This is a genomic window from Methylobacterium sp. J-059 (genome assembly GCF_022829485.1).
GTDB lineage: Bacteria > Pseudomonadota > Alphaproteobacteria > Rhizobiales > Beijerinckiaceae > Methylobacterium.
Genome location: NZ_JAKSYA010000049.1, coordinates 61,103 through 78,941, shown reverse-complemented (window position 1 = coordinate 78,941; position 17,839 = coordinate 61,103). Strand labels below are relative to the sequence as shown.

The window sequence follows — 17,839 nt, the reverse complement described above, 5'->3', positions numbered from 1 at the left end:
GAGCCCCGCATGCCCTATGGCGTCGAGCCTCAGCCGGCCAGCTCGCCCGCCCGCCGTTTGGCCGCCGCGACGGCCTCCCGCATCAGGGGGCCAAGCGCGTCGTCGCGCATCAGCACGTCGAGGGCGGCGGCGGTGGTGCCGCCCGGCGAGGTGACGTTGCGACGCAATTCCGATGCGGGCAGGTCGCTCGCGTCGAGGAGGGCGCCGGCGCCGGAGATCGTGGCCCGGGCAAGCCGCGCGGCGACCTGCGCATCGAGCCCGGCGGCGATCCCGGCTTCGGTCATCGCCTCGACCATCAGGAAGACGTAGGCCGGACCCGAGCCCGACAGGGCGGTGACCGCATCGATCTCGGCTTCCGAGCCGACCCATTCGACGAGCCCGTTGGCGCCGAGCAGAGCCGCGACGGCGGCACGCTGGCCCGCGGTCACCGCCGCGTTCGCGACGGCGCCGGTGGCCCCGCGGCCGATGCTGGCGGGCAGGTTCGGCATTGCGCGCACGATCGCCCGGGCGCTCGGCAGGCGGCCTTCGATGTCGGCCACGGTCTTGCCGGCCAGGATCGACAGGACGACGGTGCCCGGGCCGATTATCCGGTCGAGGCCGGGCGCGGCGTCAGCGAACCCTTGCGGCTTGATCGCGAGGACGAGGACGGCGGCGGGCGCGACCGTGGCCGGGTTGAGGGCGAGGCCACGGGCGGTGCAGAGCGCGCGCAGCGCATCGGACGGATCGGCCTCGACGATCGTCGTGCGCTTCGGGTCGAGGCTGGCCGCGAGCCAGCCTTCGAGCATCGCCCCGCCCATCTTGCCCGCCCCGACGAGGGTGAGGGAGGCGGGCAGGGCGCCCGCAGCGGGAGGAGCGGCCATGGCGGGCCTCAGGCCTCGCCCTCGGTCTCGAACAGCACCGCGTCCAGCGCCTCGCGGGCGGACTTGCCGGCCCAGAGCACGAACTGGAAGGCCTGGTAGTAGCGCTCGCACGCCTCCACCGCCGACTTCAGCAGCATCGCGCATTGCGGATGCGTCGGCACCGAGCCGCCGGCGAGCAGGAGCGAATGGCGGAACATCACCACGTCGTCGCTCGACCACAGGTCGAAATGACCGATCCAGAGCTGCTCGTTGATCAGCGCGATCAGGCGCTGCACCTCGGTGCGGCGGCGATCCGGCACCTTGAGGTCGAAGGCGCAGGCGACGTGCAGGGCCTCGACGTCCTCGATCCAGGTGAACGCGACCTGGTATTCGGTCCAGCGCCCGGCCACCACGACGGACATCTCGTCCGTCTCGGCGCGATCGAAGATCCAGTCGCGGAGCGCGGCAAGACGCTCCACGACATCGAGCGGGTGCTCGATCCGATCGTAGCCTTCGATGTCGACGTGAAGCTGTGGCATGACGATCCGAGATGACGCCGCCGTATTCCGGCGCCGCGGCATGGTGAACGATAAATAACCAAAGTTCGGAACCATGTCACGACACGAAATCACTTGTCCCGATGGGACGGAATATCGCGCGATGACGACTTGGCGGCTCCCGGTCTTCGGCGGGCTAAGGCGAATCAGTACGTCACCGACTATAAACCGGCGCGGACTCGCGACACAAAGCGCTTCGCCCGGCCGGTGAACAGGAAATGGATCGTTCGCGCGCGCTTCCTGTGTACAAGCCCGCCGCCCCGCCGAGACCGATTCGCGCCGGTCGCCCGCGCGTCGGATCAGATCGCCTCGCTCGCTCCGGCGGTGGACGCAGCGGCCGCGGCCGGCGCCGCATCGGCCTCGAGCGCCGCGACCCGCGCGGTCAGCGCCTCGTTCTGCACGCGCAGGGTGGCGACCATGTCGCGCAGCACGTCGAGCTCCTCGCGGGAGGCGATGTCCATGTCGCGGATCAGCCGCTCGGCCTGGGCACGGATCACGGTCTCGGCCTCGCGGCGCACCCCCTGCGCGGCGCCCGCGGCATCCGTCATCAGGCGGGCGAAGTCGTCGAACAGGCGGTTGGAGGGGGGCATGTGGTCTCCGAAAGCTCGCAGCCGCAACCCGGCCTGCGCCTCGACATAGGAATCCGCGGAGTCCGGGGCAATCCGCCGGCGCGGCGCGGCGCGGGCGGCCACAAAAGAAAACGGGGCCCCGAAGGACCCCGTCGCCGACCGATCAGGGTCGGTCAGATCACATGCGGCGCATCATGTGGCGGCGCATCATGCGGTGCTCCATGTGCCGGCGCATCATGCGACGCTCCATCCGGCGATGCATCATGCGACGCTCCATGCGGTGCATCTGCACATGCTCGATCGCGTCGGGGGCGGTCACGCCCATCGGGGCGCCCGGGGCGGCGGAGGCGGGGGCGGTGATGGCGGCGGCGCCGAGCGAGGCCAGAACGGCAACGGCGAAGGTCAGTTTCCTCACGGAGATAATCCTGTTTCTTGTCGTCGGGCCGCGGCACCCATGTCATCTCCCGGGTCCGGGAGATAAGAGAAGGACGTCGCGCCGGTGAAGCGCGGCGGGTCTCCGCTTCGACCCGCCGCTGGTAACTCGCAACTTACAGATTCGTTTCCTCGAAAGCCTTCACCCACTCCGCGCAAATTCCGGAGCGGACGATGTCGTCGCGGGTGAACTCGACCACGGGGATCGGCATCATCCGGCTCTTGATCAGGTGGATGACGGTGCGCAGCCCCGAGGTCTCGCGCAGGTCGGTCTGCGAGACGTCGCCGTTGATGATCACCTGGCAGGCGTCGCCGATGCGGGTGAGGAACATCTTGATCTCGGCGGTGGTCGTGTTCTGCGCCTCGTCGAGGATCACGAGGCAGTCCTTGAAGGTGCGCCCGCGCATCACCTCGAACGGCACGATCTCGATGTCGCCGGCCTTCAGGGCGATCTCGAAGGCGGCGGCGCCCATCCGTTCCTTCATCGCCTCGGTGAGGGGAGCGACCCAGGGCGCGATCTTCTCCTCCAGCGTGCCGGGAAAGAAGCCGAGCGAACGGCCGCCGGGAACGTTCGGGCGGGTGATGATCACCTTGGCGATCCGGCGCTGGCGCAGCAGGTCGGCGGCGCGTGTGCCGGCGATGTAGGTCTTGCCGGTGCCGGCCGGGCCGAGCACGATGACCTGCGGGTTCAGGGCGAGCGCGTCGAGGTATTCGGCCTGCCGGTCGGTCAGCGGCTGGATCGGGCCTAGGTTTCGTTCCTCGTCGAAGCGGGTCCTGTGCAGCCGGACCGTGCGGTCTTCCACCAGCTCGAGTCGTGCGCGCCGTCTTTTCATCGATCAACACTCCGCGTGGGATTTGCCAACCAAAAGGACTTGCTAACCAGAAACCGCTCTTCGCTCTAACCTTCGTATCGTGGGCTTATCTCTCCTCTCGGAGGCAATGACGCTGCCTCGAGCCGGTTCCGGCCCTCGACACGAAGCTTGTGGACAAGACGAGCCGCTGCGCGGCCCGCCTGGTCGTTGCCGGAGCATGCAACGCGCGCACCATAGAGTCGGGCGATGCGACGGCCGCATGACGGGGCCCGGCAGGTGTTGCTGAAATGGCTCGGACGACGGCGGATGGTGCGCCGGGACGGTCGGGGGATGGGGCCGTGTCCGGTCCGCCCAAGGTCGTGTCCTACGCCCGACGTCACGCTCGTCCGCGAGCGGCCTCAGGCCGGCTGCAGGAAGCTGTCGAGCACCATCTTGCGACCGGCCTTGTCGAAGTCAACGGTGAGCTTGTTGCCGTCGACGGCGGCCACGTCGCCGGGGCCGAACTTGGTGTGCAGAACCCGCATCCCGGCCTCGAAGGCCGAGGGCGTGCCGGTGGATTTGGCGATCAGCTCGCCCTCGATCTGGCGCGGGCCGCCGCGCCCGCCGCCGGGCGAGGCGCCGAAGCCGCGGGCGGTGGTGTGCGCCGCGCCCTTGCCGAAGTTGTTCTGCTGCCCGGTATTGGCCTGCGCCCGCTGCCAGCCCGGCGTGCCGTAGCTCGAGCCGAAGGGCTGCGGGTTGCGGTCGAAGCGCGAGGCGCCGGCGGAGAAGTGGGCCGGCGCCTCGATCACGTCGACCGCCGATTCCGGCAGCTCGTCGATGAAGCGCGACGGGATGGTCGAGGACCACAGGCCGTGGATGCGGCGGTTGACGGCAAAGGACAGCTTCGCGCGCTTGCGGGCCCGCGTCAGCCCGACATGGGCGAGGCGACGCTCCTCCTCGAGGCCCGCGCGGCCGCTCTCGTCGAGGGCGCGCTGGTTCGGGAAGAGGCCATCCTCCCAGCCGGGCAGGAACACCGTGTCGAATTCCAGCCCCTTGGCCGCGTGCAGGGTCATCAGCGAGACGCGCTCGGCGCCCTCGGCCTCCGAGGCCTCCATCACCAGCGAGACGTGCTCGAGGAAGGCGCCCATGTCGGGGAACTCCTCCATCGAGCGGACGAACTCCTTGAGGTTCTCCAGCCGCCCGGCGGCGTCGGCCGACTTCTCCTTCTGCCACATCTCGGTGTAGCCGGATTCCTCGAGGATGGTCTGCGCCACCTCGGAATGCGGGTTGCTCTCGACGAGCCGAGCCCACCGCGAGAAGCTCTCGGTGAGCGCGCGCAGCGTCGAGCGCACGCGGGGCTTGAGCTCGTCGGTCTCGCAGAGCTTTCGCGCGGCGTGGAGCAGCGGGACCTGCTCGGCGCGGGCGTAGAGGTGGAGCTGCTGCAGCGTCGCGTCGCCCAGGCCGCGCTTGGGGGTGTTCACGATCCGCTCGAAGGCGAGGTCGTCGGACGGGTTGTTGGTCGCACGCAGGTAGGCCAGCGCGTCGCGGATCTCGGCGCGCTCGTAAAAGCGCGGGCCGCCGATCACCCGGTAGGGCAGGCCGAGCTGGACGAAGCGGTCCTCGATCTCGCGCATCTGCGCCGAGATCCGCACCAGCACCGCGATCTCGGAGAGCGGGTGCTGCTTGGCCTGGAGCGCCTCGATCGATTCCGCCAGGAGCCGCGCCTCTTCTTCCGAATCCCACGCGCCCGACACGGTGACGGGCTCGCCGAGCTCGTCCTCCGTGCGCAGGGTCTTGCCGAGCCGGCCCTGGTTCTTGGCGATCAGGCCCGAAGCGGCGGCCAGGATGTGGCCCGTCGAGCGGTAGTTGCGCTCCAGGCGGACCACCACGGCACCGGGAAAATCGTGCTCGAAGCGCAGGATGTTATCGACCTCGGCCCCGCGCCAGCCGTAGATCGACTGGTCGTCGTCGCCGACGCAGGCGATGTTCTTGCGCACCTGCCCGAGCAGCCTGAGCCAGAGGTACTGGGCGACGTTGGTGTCCTGGTACTCGTCGACGAGGATGTAGCGGAACCGGTCCTGGTAGTTGGCCAGCACGTCCGGATTCTCGCGCCACAGCTTGAGGCAGAGCAGCAGCAGGTCGCCGAAATCGACCGCGTTGAGCGTGACGAGCCGGGCTTGGTAGGCGGTGTAGAGGTCGCCGCCCTTGCCGAAGGCGAAGGCCTGCGCCTCGCCGGCCGGGATCTGGTCCGGGCCGAGGCCGCGGTTCTTCCAGCCGTCGATGACGTGGCCGAGCGCGCGTGCCGGCCAGCGCTTCTCGTCGATGTTCTGGTCCTTCAGCACCTGCTTCATCAGGCGCAGCTGGTCGTCGGTGCCGAGGATCGTGAAGTCGGATTTCAAGCCCACCAGCTCGGCGTGGCGGCGCAGGATCTTGGTGCCGATGGCGTGGAAGGTGCCGAGCCAGGGCATGCCCTCGCCGGCCGGCCCGATCAGCGTGCCGATGCGGTGCTTCATCTCCCGCGCGGCCTTGTTGGTGAAGGTCACCGACAGGATGTCGAACGGCCGCGCCCGGCCGGTCGTGATCAGGTGGGCGATGCGGGTCGTCAGCACCCGCGTCTTGCCGGTGCCGGCGCCGGCCAGCACCAGGACGGGGCCCTCCGTCGCCTCGACGGCGCGGCGCTGCTCATCGTTCAGGCCGTCGAGATAGGAGGACGCGCTCGGGCGCAAGGCCCCCATGGCGCGGGCGGCGATGGAGCTGGAGCCACGCTCCGCGTCGGAAGGCGGCGTCGCATGCGAAGAGTTCGGCATGGGCAATCCCTGGACCAAAACGCGAACGGCGTCGAGACCCGGACGCCGAGGCCTCGACGCTGAGGCGCGATCGCCGAGGCCCGGAGCCCGAGGCCCGGACGCAATGTCGCCGCCCCGCGCGGCCGCCGGGCGGGAACTTGAAGCAGGCCGGCCGCTTGCTCACATCATCGACAGACATCCCCCACACAGGAGCGCCCGATGCGCATCGTGCCGATCGCCATCATCGCCGCCCTCGCCGCCACGCCCGCCCTCGCGCAGGTCCGGCAGGGCAACCCCGACGCCGCCAACGAGTCCTTCGCCCGCCAGGGCGAGTCCCGGGCGCTGCAGCAGAACCTCACCTCGCAGAACAACACCACGCGCATGGAGATCCAGCGCAGCCAGCAGATGCAGGCACCCCAACCCACCCCGGGCGTGATCGTCGCCCCCCGGCGCTGAGCCGAGCCCGCGGGCGTTGAACCGAGGCCGCGGGCGCCCTGGCGCCTGCGGTCCCGCGCCGTGCTATGCCCGCCGTGAACCCGCCGGGTGGCGCGGGGTGCATGCGGAACGATCACGGTGCGTGACCTCCTGACCGCGCTCGCGGGCGCCGTCATCCTGATCCTCGTCGCGGCGCTCGCGGTGCCGCCCTTCATCGACTGGCCGGCCCATCGCGCCTTCGTCGACGCGACCGTGAGCGGGTCCCTCGGCCTGCCGGTGCGCAGCGAGGGCCGCATCGACGTGCGGCTTCTGCCCTCGCCGCGCCTGCGCCTCGACCGCCTTCATCTCGGCGACGAGCCGGGACGGCCCGCCCTCGATCTGCGCTTCGTCAAGGCCGAGCTCGGCCTGAGCCCGCTGCTGGCGGGCGCGTTCCGCTTCACCGAGACCCGGATCGGCCGCGCCGAGGTCAAGCTGCCGGTGACCGAGGGCGACGCCCTCTTGGTGCCGGCCGGCCTCGGCGAGGCCCTGCGCGGCCGCGACCTCGCGATCGAAGACCTCCACGTCCAGCAGCTGCTGCTGACCACGGTGGTGCCCGCGACCGGGCGCACCGACCAGTTCTACGCGGAAGCCGTGCAGATCCAGGCGCCGGCCCTCGTCGGCCCCTGGCGGGTCGCGGGCACCAGCGGCGGCCTGCCGTTCACCCTGGTCAGCGGCGAGCCGGCGGCGGACGGCGCCGTCGCCCTGAAGCTCTCGGGCGGCGGCGACGCCCATCCGCGCTTCGAGGCCGACGCCCGCGTCGCCTTCGTGCCGGCGGATCCGCGCGGCGGCGCCCGCAGCACCGAGCCGCGCCCGCTCGTCGCCGAGGCCGAGGGCAGCGCCCGCCTCGTCGTCGGCCCGCCGGCCCAGGCCGCCGGCGCCTACCTGCCGTTCGCGCTGGGCGGCAAGTTCAAGGCCCGCGGCGCCCTCGTCCGGTTCGAGGGCGTCAACGCCGAGATCGATCCGGGCGGGCAAGCCTTGCGGCTTTCCGGCAGCGGCCAGATCGACCTGCGCCGCTGGCGCGCGGGGCTGACCCTGGAGGCGCGCCGCCTCGACCTCGACGCCTTCCTGCTCTCGCCGGGCGGGCAGGCCTTCGTGGCGCGCGGGCTGCCCAAGGTGGGCGCGAAATCGGGTGGCGGCCTGCCGGTGATGCTCGACCTCGACCTCTCGGTCGAGGCGGCCGTGCTCGGCTTCGAGGAATGGTCCAACCTCAAGACCACGGGCACCCTCGACCGCACCGGCGGCCTGCTGCTGCGACGCTTCTCGGCCGTGGCGCCGGGTGCGGCGACCATCACGGCCAGCGGCGAGATCGACACCGATCCGAGCCCGCGCTTCACCGGCCCGGTCGCGCTCGCGGCCGCGGCCTCCGACGGGCTCGGGCGCTACCTGCGCCGGCTCGGCCTCGACGGGCCGCCGACGGCGCTGCTCGACGGGCGGCCGGTCGAGGTCTCGGCCGAGGTCTCGGCGGCCGGCACCGCGTTCTCCCTGCGCAACCTCCGGCTCGCGCTGGGCGAGGCGCAGGTTACCGGAAATGCCCGCTACACCCCGGCCGAGGGCCGGACCCGCGGCCGGTTCGACGCGCAGATCCGCGCCCGCGGCCTCGACGTCGCCGGCCTGCCGCCGCTCGGCAACGCGCTCGCGGGGCTGCACGGCCACGACCTCGGCCTGACCATCGAGGCGCGCGACCTGCGCTACGGCGCGACCGGCACCGGGAACGGCACGCTCTCGGCCAGCATCCAGTCGGACGGCGCCGCCCTCGTCGTCGACAGCCTCGACGTGACGGACCTGGCCGGCGCCAACGCCAAGCTGTCCGGGCGGATCGGCGCCGACGGCACGGGGCGCGTCGCCGGCCGGCTCTCGGCCCCGGTGGCGGCGCCGCTGGTCGCCCTGGTCGACCGGGTCTGGATCGCGGAGACGCGCCTGATCCCGGCCTTCCTGCGCGCCGGCGCGCTCGACCTCGCCGTCACGCTGGAGCGCGACGCGGGCGACGCCGACGCGCTGCGGCTCGCCGCCACGGGCCAGGCCGCGGGCGGCAGCCTCGACCTGTCGCTGGTCAGCCGCGCCGGCGCGGTCGAGGGGGCGAGGATCCGCCTCGCGACGCCGCGGGCCGGCACCTGGCTCGGCCGCACCGACATCGCCGGCCTGCAGCAGCCGGCCGACCTGAGCCTGGTGGCGGCCCGCGCGGCCGACGGCGGCCTGACGCTCCAGGCGACCGGCACGATCGCCGGCGCCACGCTGTCGACCGCGACGCCGCTGCGGCTTCCCACCGAGGGCGGCCCGCCCCGATCCGGCGCGCTGCGGATCGAGACCGCCGACCTCGCGCCGTTTCTGACGCTGGCGGGCGCCGCCGCCCTCGCGCCGGGGCCGTGGTCGGCCGACCTTTCCGTCGCGCTGACCCGGCAAGGAGACGACGCGCGTGCCGCGCTCGCTGGCCGGATCGCGGGGGCGGCCCTCGATGCGACCCTCGTCCGCGCGCCGGACGGGGCGCTGTCGGGAACGGCGCGCCTCGCCCGCCTGTCCCTGCCGCAGCTCGCGGCCGCCCTGGCGATGCCGGCGGGCGCCGCCGGCCGGTTCGGCCCGGTGCCACCGCCGGGACCGCCGGTCTCCCTCGACCTCAGGGTCGACCAGCTCGAGCTCGGGCGCGGGCTCACCGCCTCGGGCGCCGCCATGGCGTTGGGGTTCGAGGAGGGGACCCTGACGCTGCGCGACCTCTCGGCCAGGCTCGCCGAGGGCCGGATCGCCGGCTCGGCGACCCTGTCGCGTCGCGGCGGCCTCGCCTCGATCGCGGGCGAGGGCACCGTCGCCGAGCTGTCGATCCCGGCGCTCGCGGGGGGCGGCCCGCTCGGCGGGCGCCTGTCGGCGGCGCTGCGCTTCGGCACCTCCGGCGAGACGCCCGGCGCGCTGGCGGCCAACCTCTCGGGCACCGGCAGCCTGACGCTCGCCGCCCTCAACCTGCCCGAGACGGATCCCGCCGCCGTCGGGCACGCCCTCGTCCGCGCTCTGCAGATCGAGGACCCCTTGCGCGACGGCCGGCTCCAGGCCCTCGTCGCCGAGGAGCTGTCGAAGGCCGCCGCCGGCACGACGCAGCCGGCCTCGGCGCCGGCCACCATCATCGGAGGGGTCGTGCGCGCCGGGCCGCTCGACCTCGATTTCGGCGCGGCGCGCTGGAACGGGACGCTCGGCTACGATCTTCGAACGAGCCGGCTCGACGCCCGCGGCACGCTCGGCGGCGGTGCGCCGCCGAAGGGCTGGAGCGGCGGGCCGCCCGCGATCCAGCTCGGCTTCGCCGGCCCGCTCGCCGCGCCCGAGCGCAGCCTCGACGTCGGCCCGCTCACCACCGGGCTCGCCGCCCTGGTGCTGCAGCGCGAGCTCGAGACCATCGAGCTGATCGAGGCCGACCAGATCGAGCGCCAGCGGCGCCGCGCCCGGATCGAGATGGACAAGGCCCGCGCCGCCGCCCTCAAGGCCGCCGCCGAGAAGGCCGCTGCGGAAAAGGCGGCTGCGGAGAAGGCGGCCGCCGACAGGGCCGCGGTCGAGGAGGCCGCCCGCCAGGCCCGGCTCAAGGCGCAGGCCGCCGAGGAGGCTGCCCGCCGCGCCCGCGCCGAGACCGCCGAACCGCCGCCGGCCGAGCGCCCGCTCGACATCCGCCTGCCGCCCGCCCAGCCGTGATGCGCGTTCTCCCTCCCCCGCAGTGGGGGGAGGGCGTGTTCCTATCTCGGCGGCGCCACCCCGCGCCCCCTCAAGCCTTCCCCACCGCCGCCAGCGCGAAGCCGTAGATCAGCGCCACCTCTTCGAGCCGGTCGAAGCGGCCGGCGGCGCCGCCGTGGCCGGCTTCCATGTTGGTGCGCAGCAGGACCGGGCCGCCGCCGGTCATGGTTGCGCGCAGGCGCGCCACCCATTTCGCCGGCTCCCAGTAGGTCACGCGCGGATCGGTGAGGCCGCCGAGCGCCAGGATCGCCGGATAGGCCTTGGCCGCGACGTTGTCGTAGGGCGAGTACGACAGGATCGTCCGGAACGCCGCCTCGCTCTCGGCGGGGTTTCCCCATTCCGGCCATTCCGGCGGGGTCAGCGGCAGCTCGGCGTCGAGCATGGTGTTGAGCACGTCGACGAAGGGCACGTCGGCGACGATGCCGGCGAACAGCTCGGGGGCGAGGTTGGCCACCGCCCCCATCAGCATGCCGCCGGCGCTGCCGCCATGCGCGACGATCCGCTTCTCCGACGTGTAGTTCGCGGCGATCAGCGCCCGGGCGCAGGCGACGAAGTCTGAGAAGGTGTTGGGCTTCTTCTCGCGCTTGCCGTCGAGGTACCAGCGCCAGCCCTTCTCGGTGCCGCCGCGGATGTGGGCGATGGCGTAGACGAAGCCGCGGTCGACCAGGCTCAGCAGGTTGGTGCGGAACGCCGCCGGCATCAGCGTGCCGTAGGCGCCGTAGCCGTAGAGCAGCAGCGGCGCCGACCCGTCGAGGACGAGGTCGCGCCGGTGCAGCAGCGAGATCGGGACCTGCTCGCCGTCGGCGGCAGTCGCGAACAGGCGCCGGGTGACGTAATCCTCCGGCGCGTGCCCGCTCGGGATGGTCTGGCGCTTGCGCAGGAGCCGGGCGCGGGTGGCGCAATCGTAGTCCCAGGTCTCCGTCGGCGTCGTCATGGACGAGTAGGCGAACCGGATCGTCGCCGTCTCGAACGCGTAGCCGGGCTGGAGGCCGAGCGAGTAGGCCTCCTCGGCGAACGCCACCGCATGCTCCTCGCGGGTCGCGAGGTCGCGCACGATGATCCGCGGGCGGGCGTTCTCCACCTCGAGGCGGACCAGATGCGCCGTGAGCACGTGCAGGTGGCGGATCATGGTGCCGGCGCGGTGCGGCACGAGGTCGGTCCAGTGCGCCCGGCCCGGGTCGGCCACCGGGGCGGTGACGATCTTGAAGTCCTCGGCGCCGTCGGCGTTGGTGAGGATGTAGAGATCCGTCCCGCGATGCTCGACCGAGTAGATCAGCAGCGGCTCGCGCGGCTGCACCACGCGCAGGCGCCCGTCCGGCGCGGCGCGGTCCAGGAGGTGGACCTCCGAGGTCTCGTGGTCGCTCGCGGTGATGGTGAGGTAGCCGCCCGACTGCGTCGCCCCGATATGGACGAAGAACCCGGAATCGCGCTCGGTGTAGACCGCGAGGTCGTCGGCCTGGTCCGCGCCGAGGCGGTGGTACATCACCCGTGCCGGCCGGTGGTTGGCGTCGACCGCCACGTACCAGAAGCCCATGCCGTCGGCCGACCACACCGCCTCGCCGGAGGTCGCCTCGACCCGGTCCGGCGCGTCGGTCCCGGTGGCGAGGTCGCGTACGCGGATGGTGTGGAGCTCCGAGCCCTTGGTGTCTGCGCCCCAGGCCAGGCGGGCGTGGTCGTCGGAATGGGCGGCCCCGGCGATCTCGAAGAACGCCTGGCCCGCGCCCTCCTCGTCGCCGTCGATCAGAATCTCCTCGGCCCCCGCGTCGTCGACGGAACCGGTCGGCCGGCGACAGATCAGCGGGTGCTGGCCGCCGTCGCGGTGGCGGTTGTAATAGGCGAACGGCCCATCCGGGGTCGGCACGCCGCTGTCGTCCTCGCGGATGCGGCCGCGCATCTCGGCGACCAGGGTCCTGCGCAGCGGCGCCGCGTCGGCGAGCGCAACCTGCGCGTAGTCGTTCTCGGACTTCAAGTAGTCCGCGATGTCCGCGGGCAGGGCTGCCGGGTCCTTGAGGACATCCTGCCAGTTCTCGGCCTTCAACCAGGCGTAGTCATCGGTGATGGTGCGGCCATGGACGACGTAGCTGTGCGGCCGGCGCGGCGCCTTCGGTGCGTCGGATGCGGGCGGGACGTGAGCCGTTTCGAACGCCATCTGAAATTTCCCGTGGAGAATCTTCGAGCCTGCGCATGTGCCGTGCGGCCCGTTCCCGGACAAGACCCGGCGTCGAAACGCTCGCGATCGGATGGTGTTGGCCGGGCGGGGCATCGCGCGGACGGGGTGCCCGGGCCGAGCGCGGCCGCGCCAGGGTTTGACCAGGACGAGGGCTTGGCGAGGACGAGTGCTTGGTGCGGACGAGGGCTTGATGCGGACGAGGACTTGGCGAGGACTTGGCTTGACAGCTTTCGCCGCGAGGCTCTCGGTGGCGGGCGGCGGCGTGGCGTCCGCCGAGGGAGGCGCAATCAGAGGTAGCGAAACTCGCCGCCAGCACTTCGCCCTTGAGTAGGCATCTGTTTCAGCGATGTCGGCAAGCTGAAATATTCTTCCGGATAGTTGACGTTGCGTATCCAAGCTGCCGTCGAGCAACTTGCGGCCGATCTGCAAATATCCTATTGAGATGTCGTGGCGAAAGGGGTCGCCGCATTTCACTCAGCACTTGCGGGCAGGACGACCATTGTTGCGGGAATGCCCGCATCGCACCACGAGACGTCGGGGCCGATGGTCCGCGCCGCTCGGGACGCGTCGACTGCCTCAGCGTCCAGGGGACATCGCCGAACATGAACGACACAGACACCACGGTCGATTACGTGGAACTCGCCGCCGACATCGTGTCGGCTTACGTCAGCAACAATCCGGTCCCCCCGGGCGAGCTGGCGCAGCTGATCGGCCGCGTCCACGCTTCGCTGGTGCAGGTCGCGGGCGGGCAGGTCGAGGCGGCCGCCCCCGCCGGTCCGCTGACGCCGGCCGTGCCGGTGAAGAAGTCCGTCACCGCGGACCACATCATCTGCCTGGAGGACGGCCGGACCTTCAAGTCGCTCAAGCGCCACCTGCGCGCCAAGTACGACATGAGCCCCGAGCAGTACCGCGCCAAGTGGGGCCTGCCGCCGGATTACCCGATGGTCGCACCGAACTACGCCAAGGCCCGCTCCGACCTCGCCAAGGCGATCGGCCTCGGCCAGACCCGCAACGGCAACTACGACGAAGCCGCCTGAGGCGGCCGGAGGCGAAGCCGGGGCGCACCCGGCTTCGCTCGCGTTGCCAGAGGAACGAACCTTGCACTGCCTCAGTCCTGTCCCGTGAGCGGTCTGTTCCGATGAGCGATCCCAAGATCCCCACCGACGACCTCGACAAGGCGAACGACGTCCTGGCGGAGTGGGCCGCCCGGTCCGCGGCCGACAGCGACGGGCTGGTCGAGCGGCTCGCCGCGATGGGCTACGACGTTCGCGGCAAGTCCGAGGACGAGATTGCCGAGGTGCTGAAGCATCCGCCGACCCAACCCACGGCGTGAGCTGCGTGACGCTCCACAGCGCGCGGGCCGTCAAGTCTTGATCTAGGACGATTTTCAAGACTCTCCTGTTTCCTTCGCCGTGACGAAGATCGTTCGCGTTGGGAACAAAACATGAACAAAACTCCTCAAGCCCGGACCGCCCGCCCCGTGGCCGTGCCGCGCGCGGAGGCCGCGCTCGGGCGCGTCGGCGAGCGGCTGCTCGCGGCGCTCGCGCCCGAGGGCGCCTACGCCTTCCCGGACCCGGTCGAGGATGCAATGCTGATCGTGCGGTGCGGCGGCGGCGTCTCGCTCGGCGGCGGGCGCTTTCCCGCGGCGTCGGGCGAGCGCCTGCTGGCCGCGGACCTCGCCCACCGCGAGCCGGGTCCGCGCGGCCGCATCCTGCTGGCGCCGGCCGGCCGTGCCCGCCTCAGGCGCGGCGACGCCCCGGCCGGCGAAGCGTTCCGCGGCCAGCATCTCGACCTCGTGGTGGAGGGCGAGGGGGCGGAGCGACGCCTGCGCGACGCCGCCGAGAGCCCGATCGCCTGGATGGTTCGGCGGCGCGGCCGGGACGGGGCGCCCCTCCTCGACCGGGCCTCGTTCGAGGCCGGCGAGCGCCTGCGCCGCGACATCACCACGGGCCGGATGATGCCACGAATGGGCATCGACTGGAGCGCGATCCGCGTCGACGGTTCCGGCCCGCGCGACGCCGCCGGCGCCTCGGATGCGATGATGGCGGCCCGTGCCCGGGTGGAGCGGGCGATGGCCGCGGTCGGCCACGACCTGTCGGGCCTGCTGATCGACCTGTGCGGCCACGTGAAGGGGCTCGAGCGGATCGAGGAGGAGCGCCGCTGGCCGGCGCGCTCCGCCAAGGTGGTGGCGAAGATCGCCCTCGGGCGCCTCGCCGAGCATTACGGCCTGCAGCGCGAGGCGGTCGGGCCCGACCACGCCCGGATGCGGTTGTGGCGGGACCGGGCGTAAGCCCCGCGCGCTCAGGCGGCGAGGCGGACCGCGTCGCGATGTATGCGGTCCGCCATGGCGCGGACCCCGTTCGAGCGCTGCGGCGTCAGGTGCTCGCCGAGGCCGAGCTTGGTGTAGAGCGCGAAGGCGTCGGTGTCGGCCGCCTCGCGCGGGGTCTTGCCGTTGAACAGCGCCACCATCAGCGCGACGAGGCCGCGCACGATGTGGGCGTCGCTGTCGCCGCGCAGGTGCAGGCGCGGCACGTCGCCCGAGGCGTCGACGTTCAGGTCGATCCAGACCTGGCTGGCGCAGCCGAGCACCTTGTTCGACTCGGCATGCAGGGCCGGGTCGGCCGGCGGCAGGGTGCGGCCGAGCTCGATCAGGTAGCGGTAGCGTTCTTCCCAGTCGTCGATGAATTCGAAGTTCTCGACGATGGTCTCGATCGGAGGCAGCATGCTCGGCCGGTTTCGTGTCGGGGGGCGCGGGATATCCCGGATATAGGTCGCCGCCCCGGCCGATGCGAATCGCGACGCCCGCTCAGGCCGGGTCCTCGACCCGCGCCTCCGGCAGCTGCAGCCGCAGCGGATCCTCGGCGGTCGCGACGCCGGTGACCGCGATCTCGGCCTGGGCGGCGTAGGCCGCGATCAGCCGCGGCCCCAGCTTCGGGATGTTCGGCCGACCCGACTCCGCCTGGTCGCCGGCCCCGGAGACGATCGAGAGACGCACCGGTGCACCGGGGGCCGCGTCGATGTCGATGGCGATCGCGCAGGCGACGCTCTCGGCGGTGGCATCGAGGCATTCGGCGACGATCTCGGCGACGATCATGCCGAGGGCGTTGGCGGTGCGCGGCTCGACCAGGCTGGTGCCGGCGCCGCCGAGATGGACGCCGATGCGGCCGGCCCGACGCAGCTGGCCGAGGCCGGAGGCGAGCCGGTGCAGGTAGTCGCGCAGGTCGATCGAGGCGATGTGCGGCGCCTCGTGCAGGTGCTGCTGCACCAGCGCGATCGCCCGCACCCGCTGGCCCAGCGCCTCGAAGCTGCCGCGGCAGGGCTCGGGCGCCGCGCGGCCGTAGAGCCCGATCAGGCTGACCATCACCTGGAGGTTGTTGCGGACCCGGTGGTAGACCTCGGCGAGCAGGGTCTCCTTCTCCTGCAGCGCCTCCTCGATATGCACCTCGGCATGCTTGCGGTCGGTGATGTCAAAGCACGAGCCGAGATAGCCGCGGAACTCGCCGTCCTCGGTCAGCGGCCGGGCGGTGTCGAGCAGCCAGCGATAGGCCCCGTCGTGGCGCCGCAGGCGGAACTCCACGGTGAACGGCTCCCGCGCCGTGAACGCGGCCGAGACGATGCGCGCGTGGCGCTCGAAGTCGTCCGGGTGGAGCCCCGTGCGCCAGCCGGCGCCGAGCTCCTCCTCCAGCGGCCGCCCGGTGAACTGGAGCCAGCACTCGTTGTGATGGATCGCGTGGCCGAGATGGTCCGAGCGCCACATCATCAGCGGAACGTCGTCGGCGAAGCGCCGGAACTCCGCGCTGACCATGGGCGCTCCCGGCTCGCTGTCCTGACCGCCCGCACCGGCCGGCTTCGACTCACCGTTCATGATCTTCCCGATCCGCCCCTGTTCCGATCTGATGTGCGCTAGGCAAGCGCCGGTCAACGTGTCGGGCGATGGGCCGTTCCGATAGGGACGACGTCCTGTCACCCGCGCGGCCCCGCCCGGCCTCCCGGGCCGGCGGAACCGCGCGGTGGGCCGCGTCTCAGCGCGGGTCCGGCGGACCCTCGCCCTTGCCGACGAAGGGGATGCCGTCGATCGGGCATTCCTCGGTGCCGACGCCCTGCCGGGTGATGGCGCGCACCGCGTCGCGGGTGGCGTCGGGGTCCTCGATCCAGCGGCGGTAGAAGTCGTAGGGGCATTCCGACAGCCCGTGCCGGTTCTCCTTCGAGTTGATCATCCCGGTGTAGCCGCGGTGCAGCAGCTTGAAGAGGTGGTTCTCCGACTGCCCGTGCGCACGGAAGTCGCGGATCAGGAACTTCGACAGCGCCGCGTACTGGATGCCCATCTCCTCCTCGCCGCACTCGCCGAGGGTGCGCCCGTCGAAGCCGACGATCGCGGAGTGGCCGAAGTAGCTGTAGACCCCGTCGAAGCCGGCCGCGTTGGCCACCGCCACGTAGGTGTTGTTGGCGAAGGCCATCGCCTTCGACATCAGGATCTGCTGCTCCTTGGCCGGGTACATGTAGCCCTGGCAGCGGATGATGAGCTCGGCCCCGCGCATCGCGCAGTCGCGCCAGATCTCGGGATAGTTGCCGTCGTCGCAGATGATCAGGCTGATCATCAGGCCCTTCGGCCCCTCCGAGACGTAGGTGCGGTCGCCCGGGTACCAGCCCTCGATCGGCGTCCAGGGCATGATCTTGCGGTACTTCTGCACGATCTCGCCCTGGTCGTTCATCAGGATGAGCGTGTTGTAGGGCGCCTTGTTCGGGTGCTCCTCGTGGCGCTCGCCGGTGAGCGAGAACACGCCCCAGACCTTGGCCTTCCGGCAGGCGGCGGCGAAGATCTCGGTCTCCGCCCCCGGCACGGTGGAGGCGGTCTCGTACATCTCGCCCGCGTCGTACATGATCCCGTGGGTCGAGTATTCGGGGAAGATCACCAGGTCGAGGCCCGGCAGGCCGGCCTTCATCCCGACGATCATGTCGCCGATCTTGCTCGCGTTCTCCAAGACCTCGGCCTTGGTGTGGAGGCGGGGCATCTTGTAGTTCACCACCGCGACGCCGACGCTGTCGGCGCTGGACGAGATGTCTCCGTGCATCATGGCGTGGGTTCCTCCTGGCTTGGGTTCTTGCCTCCCCCGCGAGAGGGGGAGGGTGAGCTGCAGCCTAGTGGCTGATCATCCACGGCCGCGCGTTCGGAAAGCTCTTGGCGGCCGTGGGGTTGGACTTCGCCTTGGTCCCGCTGCAGCAGCCGCAGCCGGCCCCGTGCGCGGACGACTTGCGGGGCGCGTGCGCGCTGCGCTCGTTGGTGGCGAAGGCCTTGCGCCGGCCCGCATCCATGGAGGCGAGGTTCGGCGCGGTGAGGAAGGCGCGCCCGCACGCCGCCCCGCAATCGGGACAGTCGTGCGGGTCCCTGAACTGCGCCATCGGGCGCAGCACCGTGAACGGCCCGCAGGCCTTGCAAGCGTAATCGTAGACGGGCATTCGAGCGCTTTCAGGCAGGGTGCACGCGGTCTGCCGCCCGGAAGGCGCGGCAGATCCGA

The 17,839-nt window shown here is 71.8% G+C and carries 16 protein-coding genes; 5 read left to right on the top strand and 11 right to left on the bottom strand.

The window, feature by feature from the left end:
- Nucleotides 1–29: 29 nt before the first annotated feature.
- The 6 genes from proC to MKK55_RS05130 form a co-directional block, all read right to left on the bottom strand.
- On the bottom strand, nucleotides 30–860 hold the full coding sequence (gene proC, locus MKK55_RS05155) for a pyrroline-5-carboxylate reductase (protein WP_243933587.1): 831 nt from the start codon (nucleotides 858–860) through the stop codon (nucleotides 30–32).
- Between the two features lie 8 nt (nucleotides 861–868).
- A complete protein-coding gene (locus MKK55_RS05150; RefSeq protein WP_147726522.1) occupies nucleotides 869–1,378 on the bottom strand; it encodes a YbjN domain-containing protein in 510 nt (169 codons plus the stop codon).
- Between the two features lie 317 nt (nucleotides 1,379–1,695).
- Nucleotides 1,696–1,986: an accessory factor UbiK family protein gene (locus MKK55_RS05145; protein ID WP_243933586.1), complete on the bottom strand. Its 291-nt coding sequence runs from the start codon at nucleotides 1,984–1,986 to the stop codon at nucleotides 1,696–1,698.
- A 157-nt stretch (nucleotides 1,987–2,143) separates the two neighbouring features.
- Nucleotides 2,144–2,380, bottom strand: a complete 237-nt coding sequence (locus tag MKK55_RS05140; protein WP_147726526.1) for a hypothetical protein — start codon at nucleotides 2,378–2,380, stop codon at nucleotides 2,144–2,146.
- A gap of 133 nt (nucleotides 2,381–2,513) precedes the next feature.
- Nucleotides 2,514–3,230, bottom strand: a complete 717-nt coding sequence (locus MKK55_RS05135; RefSeq protein ID WP_147726528.1) for a PhoH family protein — start codon at nucleotides 3,228–3,230, stop codon at nucleotides 2,514–2,516.
- A gap of 377 nt (nucleotides 3,231–3,607) precedes the next feature.
- Nucleotides 3,608–5,995: an ATP-dependent helicase gene (locus MKK55_RS05130; RefSeq protein WP_147843468.1), complete on the bottom strand. Its 2,388-nt coding sequence runs from the start codon at nucleotides 5,993–5,995 to the stop codon at nucleotides 3,608–3,610.
- A 198-nt stretch (nucleotides 5,996–6,193) separates the two neighbouring features.
- Here MKK55_RS05130 and MKK55_RS05125 point away from each other — a divergent pair, with 198 nt between their 5' ends.
- Together MKK55_RS05125 and MKK55_RS05120 are read left to right on the top strand one after the other, a co-directional pair.
- Nucleotides 6,194–6,430, top strand: a complete 237-nt coding sequence (locus MKK55_RS05125) for a hypothetical protein (protein WP_147843467.1) — start codon at nucleotides 6,194–6,196, stop codon at nucleotides 6,428–6,430.
- A 117-nt stretch (nucleotides 6,431–6,547) separates the two neighbouring features.
- Entirely contained in the window at nucleotides 6,548–10,114 is a 3,567-nt protein-coding gene (locus tag MKK55_RS05120; protein ID WP_243933585.1) for an AsmA family protein, read from the top strand.
- Nucleotides 10,115–10,184: 70 nt separating this feature from the next.
- Here MKK55_RS05120 and MKK55_RS05115 read toward each other — a convergent pair whose 3' ends face one another.
- On the bottom strand, nucleotides 10,185–12,302 hold the full coding sequence (locus tag MKK55_RS05115; protein WP_243933584.1) for a S9 family peptidase: 2,118 nt from the start codon (nucleotides 12,300–12,302) through the stop codon (nucleotides 10,185–10,187).
- 623 nt (nucleotides 12,303–12,925) lie between these two features.
- On the opposite strand from MKK55_RS05115, the gene MKK55_RS05110 reads away from it, so the two are divergent.
- From MKK55_RS05110 to MKK55_RS05100, 3 genes are all read left to right on the top strand, one after another.
- Nucleotides 12,926–13,360, top strand: coding sequence for a MucR family transcriptional regulator (locus MKK55_RS05110; protein WP_147729091.1), 435 nt, complete (start codon nucleotides 12,926–12,928; stop codon nucleotides 13,358–13,360).
- 101 nt (nucleotides 13,361–13,461) lie between these two features.
- Nucleotides 13,462–13,656 (top strand): hypothetical protein, encoded by a 195-nt coding sequence (locus MKK55_RS05105; protein WP_147729092.1) that lies wholly within the window; start codon nucleotides 13,462–13,464, stop codon nucleotides 13,654–13,656.
- Between the two features lie 111 nt (nucleotides 13,657–13,767).
- Nucleotides 13,768–14,613: a DUF6456 domain-containing protein gene (locus tag MKK55_RS05100; RefSeq protein ID WP_243933583.1), complete on the top strand. Its 846-nt coding sequence runs from the start codon at nucleotides 13,768–13,770 to the stop codon at nucleotides 14,611–14,613.
- An 11-nt stretch (nucleotides 14,614–14,624) separates the two neighbouring features.
- On the opposite strand, the gene MKK55_RS05095 is transcribed toward MKK55_RS05100, so the two are convergent.
- The 4 genes from MKK55_RS05095 to MKK55_RS05080 all read right to left on the bottom strand — a co-directional run bounded on the left by MKK55_RS05095 (nucleotide 14,625) and on the right by MKK55_RS05080 (nucleotide 17,780).
- On the bottom strand, nucleotides 14,625–15,047 hold the full coding sequence (locus MKK55_RS05095) for a SufE family protein (RefSeq protein WP_147726948.1): 423 nt from the start codon (nucleotides 15,045–15,047) through the stop codon (nucleotides 14,625–14,627).
- Between the two features lie 82 nt (nucleotides 15,048–15,129).
- Nucleotides 15,130–16,128, bottom strand: a complete 999-nt coding sequence (locus MKK55_RS05090) for a sensor histidine kinase (RefSeq protein ID WP_243932837.1) — start codon at nucleotides 16,126–16,128, stop codon at nucleotides 15,130–15,132.
- A gap of 217 nt (nucleotides 16,129–16,345) precedes the next feature.
- Nucleotides 16,346–17,398, bottom strand: coding sequence for an aliphatic amidase (locus MKK55_RS05085; RefSeq protein WP_147842655.1), 1,053 nt, complete (start codon nucleotides 17,396–17,398; stop codon nucleotides 16,346–16,348).
- 64 nt (nucleotides 17,399–17,462) lie between these two features.
- Nucleotides 17,463–17,780: an FmdB family zinc ribbon protein gene (locus MKK55_RS05080; RefSeq protein ID WP_243933582.1), complete on the bottom strand. Its 318-nt coding sequence runs from the start codon at nucleotides 17,778–17,780 to the stop codon at nucleotides 17,463–17,465.
- Between the last annotated feature and the right edge of the window lie 59 nt (nucleotides 17,781–17,839).

Bases quoted from the DNA above. Each gene is read 5' to 3' on its own strand.
- proC (WP_243933587.1), bottom strand. From the start codon at position 860: ATGGCCGCTCCTCCCGCTGCGGGCGCCCTGCCCGCCTCCCTCACCCTC.
- MKK55_RS05150 (WP_147726522.1), bottom strand. From the start codon at position 1,378: ATGCCACAGCTTCACGTCGACATCGAAGGCTACGATCGGATCGAGCAC.
- MKK55_RS05145 (WP_243933586.1), bottom strand. From the start codon at position 1,986: ATGCCCCCCTCCAACCGCCTGTTCGACGACTTCGCCCGCCTGATGACG.
- MKK55_RS05135 (WP_147726528.1), bottom strand. From the start codon at position 3,230: ATGAAAAGACGGCGCGCACGACTCGAGCTGGTGGAAGACCGCACGGTC.
- MKK55_RS05130 (WP_147843468.1), bottom strand. From the start codon at position 5,995: ATGCCGAACTCTTCGCATGCGACGCCGCCTTCCGACGCGGAGCGTGGC.
- MKK55_RS05125 (WP_147843467.1), top strand. From the start codon at position 6,194: ATGCGCATCGTGCCGATCGCCATCATCGCCGCCCTCGCCGCCACGCCC.
- MKK55_RS05115 (WP_243933584.1), bottom strand. From the start codon at position 12,302: ATGGCGTTCGAAACGGCTCACGTCCCGCCCGCATCCGACGCACCGAAG.
- MKK55_RS05110 (WP_147729091.1), top strand. From the start codon at position 12,926: ATGAACGACACAGACACCACGGTCGATTACGTGGAACTCGCCGCCGAC.
- MKK55_RS05105 (WP_147729092.1), top strand. From the start codon at position 13,462: ATGAGCGATCCCAAGATCCCCACCGACGACCTCGACAAGGCGAACGAC.
- MKK55_RS05100 (WP_243933583.1), top strand. From the start codon at position 13,768: ATGAACAAAACTCCTCAAGCCCGGACCGCCCGCCCCGTGGCCGTGCCG.
- MKK55_RS05095 (WP_147726948.1), bottom strand. From the start codon at position 15,047: ATGCTGCCTCCGATCGAGACCATCGTCGAGAACTTCGAATTCATCGAC.
- MKK55_RS05090 (WP_243932837.1), bottom strand. From the start codon at position 16,128: ATGGTCAGCGCGGAGTTCCGGCGCTTCGCCGACGACGTTCCGCTGATG.
- MKK55_RS05085 (WP_147842655.1), bottom strand. From the start codon at position 17,398: ATGATGCACGGAGACATCTCGTCCAGCGCCGACAGCGTCGGCGTCGCG.
- MKK55_RS05080 (WP_243933582.1), bottom strand. From the start codon at position 17,780: ATGCCCGTCTACGATTACGCTTGCAAGGCCTGCGGGCCGTTCACGGTG.